Below are 3,198 nucleotides of genomic sequence, written 5' to 3' on the forward strand. Positions count from 1 at the left end.
GCCAAGCAAAGCGGGCACCCTTGGTTAAAAGACTGATGCCGAGTTTCAGGGGACAAATTCTTGGCCACTGCGTTGCGCGCTCAATCTCCCGTTGTCACGCGCCGCCGCACCGCTTTCAGAATGCCGCGCAAAATGTCCAGCGGCGTGGGCGGACAGCCGGCAATGACTTCATCGACCGGGATCACGTTGGCGACGCGACCGCAGGTGGCGTAGCTCTCGCCAAAGATGCCGCCGTCGCAGGCGCAGTCGCCCACTGCCACCACCAATTTGGGTTCGGGGGTGGCGTCATAGGTGCGCTTCAGGGCGGTTTCCATGTTGCGCGACACCGGGCCGGTGACCAGCAGCAGGTCGGCGTGGCGCGGGCTGGCGACAAACTTTAGCCCCAAGCCCTGCAGGTTGTAGTAGGGGTTGCCCAGCGCATTGATTTCCAGTTCACAGCCGTTGCACGAGCCGGCGTCGACCTCACGAATGGTCAGGGCCTGGCCCAGAATGTCGAGCAATTCCTGCTGGATGCGTGCGGCCTGCGCGGCCTCATCGGCACCAATGTCGGGCGCGGTTTCGGTGCAAATACCGGTTTTGGCGATCTGCCTGACCACTTTCCAGATCATAGGTCTTGCCCCGAGTAACTCAAGTTGAACGACTTGTTGATGAGCGGGAAGTCGGGCACGATGTTGCCCATGATGGCATGCTCCAGCACCGGCCAGTTTTGCCATGAGGGGTCGTGCAAATGGCAGCGCAGGATGCGGTGCTGTTGCTCGGCCCCCCCCAGTTCCAGCGCCACGAACAATTCGCCCCGCCAGCCTTCCACCCAGCCCGCGCCGCGTGCGGGCTGCTGGGGCAGCAGGACCGGGCAGCGCAAGTCGCCGATGGGCATCTCGATCAACAAACGCCGGATCAGGCGCATGGATTCAAAAATCTCGTCAAAGCGCACCGCCACCCGCGCGGCCACATCGCCGTTGTGCTGGGTGGCCATGACGACAGCCAAGTCACTGTAGGGCACCCAGGGCTGGTCACAGCGCAGGTCCCAGCTCTGGCTGCTGGCACGCCCGGCCATGCCCGTCAGGCCCAGACGGGCGGCCAGCTCGGGCGCCACGCAGCCGGTGGTCATGAAACGGTCTTGCAGCCCGGCGTGGGCCTCGTAAATGTTGAACAGGGTGCGCACCTCTTTCTCCACCGCGTCGCACTGCTGCAACATCAGCTCGCGCTGGCCCAAGTCAATGTCGCCGCGCACGCCGCCGGGCACGACGCAGTCCATCATCAAGCGGTGACCAAAAACAGTTTTGGATAGGCGCAGCCAGTCTTCACGCAGGCGCGAGAACTGGGCCAGACCAAAAGAAAAAGCGGCATCGTTGCCCAGCGCACCCAGGTCGCCCAGATGGTTGGCAACGCGCTCGCGCTCCAGCAGCAGCGCACGCAACCAGGCGGCACGCAAAGGCGGCGTGGTTTGCGTGGCCGATTCGAGCGCCATGCAGTAGGCCCAGGCGTAGGCCACGGTGGTGTCACCCGAAACTCTGCCAGCCAGCCGGTAAGCGTCCAGCGGCGCCAGTTGCGTCATGCGGTGCTCGGTGCCCTTGTGTGTGTAGCCCAGGCGCTGCTCCAGGCGCAGCACTTTTTCGCCGACCACCGAAAAGCGGAAATGGCCGGGCTCGATGATGCCGGCATGCACCGGCCCCACTGCAATCTCATGCACGCCGTCGCCGTCCACATGCACAAACGGGTAATTAACGAGTTCGGTGGCCGCCAGCAGCGGCAACTGGCCGGGGTCCTGCTGCAAGGGAAAATGGTCTGGCGGCCAGGCGCCGTGGTTGAGCCAGGCGCGTGTGTCATTGGCCCCCAACGCAACCGCGCCCGACAGGTCGGCGGCAGCTCGCTGCATGCGCACGGCCGCCGGGAACACCGCGGCAAGATCCGGGTAAACCCAGCGCCCTTCCTGTTGCACCAATGGCAGAGACAACCAGAACGCACCGTCAAGGGTGACGTAAGCGGCACAGATGCAGGGTGGCTTTTGGGCCATTGAGCCAGCCCACAGGGCAAGCAGGCGGCCACCTTCATCACGCACCGCCGTGGCGGCGCCTTGCCACTGGGCGAAGCTCACCTGCGCGTGCCAGACCGGCACCGGCGCGGGCAAGGCATCAAATTCAAGGTCAAGTCCGGGGATCTTCATGCCGTTAGCCTCCCAGCATGCCGGCCGCCTGCACGTACCAGCCGTTCAAGTAGGGGGGAATGTACAAGCCCAGCACCAGCGCCAGCGCCAGATGCACAAACACCGGAACCAGGGCCGGCGGATGCGCCAGCGGCTTTAAGGTCGAGTCGCCAAACACCATGGGCAACACCCGGATCAAAATGGAAGCAAAAGCTACGCCGAGCGCCAGAAACAGGAATGGCGCCGCCCAGGGCTGCTCGCGCATGGCGGTGGTCAGAATCAAAAATTCGCTGGCAAAGACACCAAAGGGCGGCATGCCCAGAATGGCCATCACACCCAGCATCAGGCCCCAGCCCACGGTGGGGTTGACCTTGATCAGGCCGCGAATCTCGCTCATCACCTGGGTGCCGGCCTTTTGCGTGGCATGGCCAACCGTGAAGAAAATGGCCGACTTGACCAGCGAGTGCACCGTCATGTGCAGCAGCCCGGCAAAGTTGGCCACCGGCCCGCCCATGCCAAAGGCAAAGGTGATCAGGCCCATGTGTTCGATGCTTGAATACGAAAACATGCGCTTGACGTCTTTTTGGCGCGACAGGAAAAACGCCGCCACCACCACTGACAGCAAGCCAAAGCCCATCATCAACTGGCCGGCCATGTTGCTGTCAAGTGCGCCGTCGGTGAGCACCTTGCAGCGCAGCACCGCGTACATGGCCACATTGAGCAGCAGGCCCGAGAGCACCGCCGACACCGGTGTCGGGCCTTCGGCGTGGGCGTCGGGCAGCCAGCTGTGCAGCGGCACCAGGCCAATCTTGGTGCCGTAACCAATCAGTAAAAACACAAAGGCCAGCGACACGATGGTGGGGTCAAGCTCGCCCTTGATGTCGTTGAGGCTGGTCCAGAGCAGGGTGGCATGCTCGGGGCCGAGCACCTTTTCAGCGGCCATGTACATCAGGATGGTGCCAAACAGCGCCTGCGCAATACCCACGCCGCACAGGATGAAATACTTCCAGGCGGCCTCCAAGCTGGCGGTGGTGCGGTACACGCTGACCAGCAGC

3 protein-coding genes are annotated in these 3,198 nt (G+C 63.5%); all 3 read right to left on the reverse strand.

The window, feature by feature from the left end; all coding sequences use genetic code 11:
• Positions 1-80: 80 nt before the first annotated feature.
• Entirely contained in the window at positions 81-605 is a 525-nt protein-coding gene (locus GPS82_RS13625) for a formate hydrogenlyase (RefSeq protein WP_296495633.1), read from the reverse strand.
• On the reverse strand, positions 605-2,164 hold the full coding sequence (locus GPS82_RS13630; RefSeq protein WP_296495630.1) for an NADH-quinone oxidoreductase subunit C: 1,560 nt from the start codon (positions 2,162-2,164) through the stop codon (positions 605-607). Before GPS82_RS13630 ends, GPS82_RS13625 begins: the two co-directional genes overlap by 1 nt.
• A gap of 4 nt (positions 2,165-2,168) precedes the next feature.
• On the reverse strand, positions 2,169-3,198 hold a 1,030-nt coding region (locus GPS82_RS13635), incomplete at its 5' end, for a hydrogenase 4 subunit F (protein WP_296495632.1).

This window comes from Rhodoferax sp., from assembly GCF_011391645.1.
Taxonomy (GTDB): domain Bacteria; phylum Pseudomonadota; class Gammaproteobacteria; order Burkholderiales; family Burkholderiaceae_C; genus Rhodoferax.

What these genes read in the sequence shown, in the direction of transcription:
- GPS82_RS13630 (WP_296495630.1), bottom strand. Translation starts at nt 2,164, where the DNA reads ATGAAGATCCCCGGACTTGACCTTGAATTTGATGCCTTGCCCGCGCCG.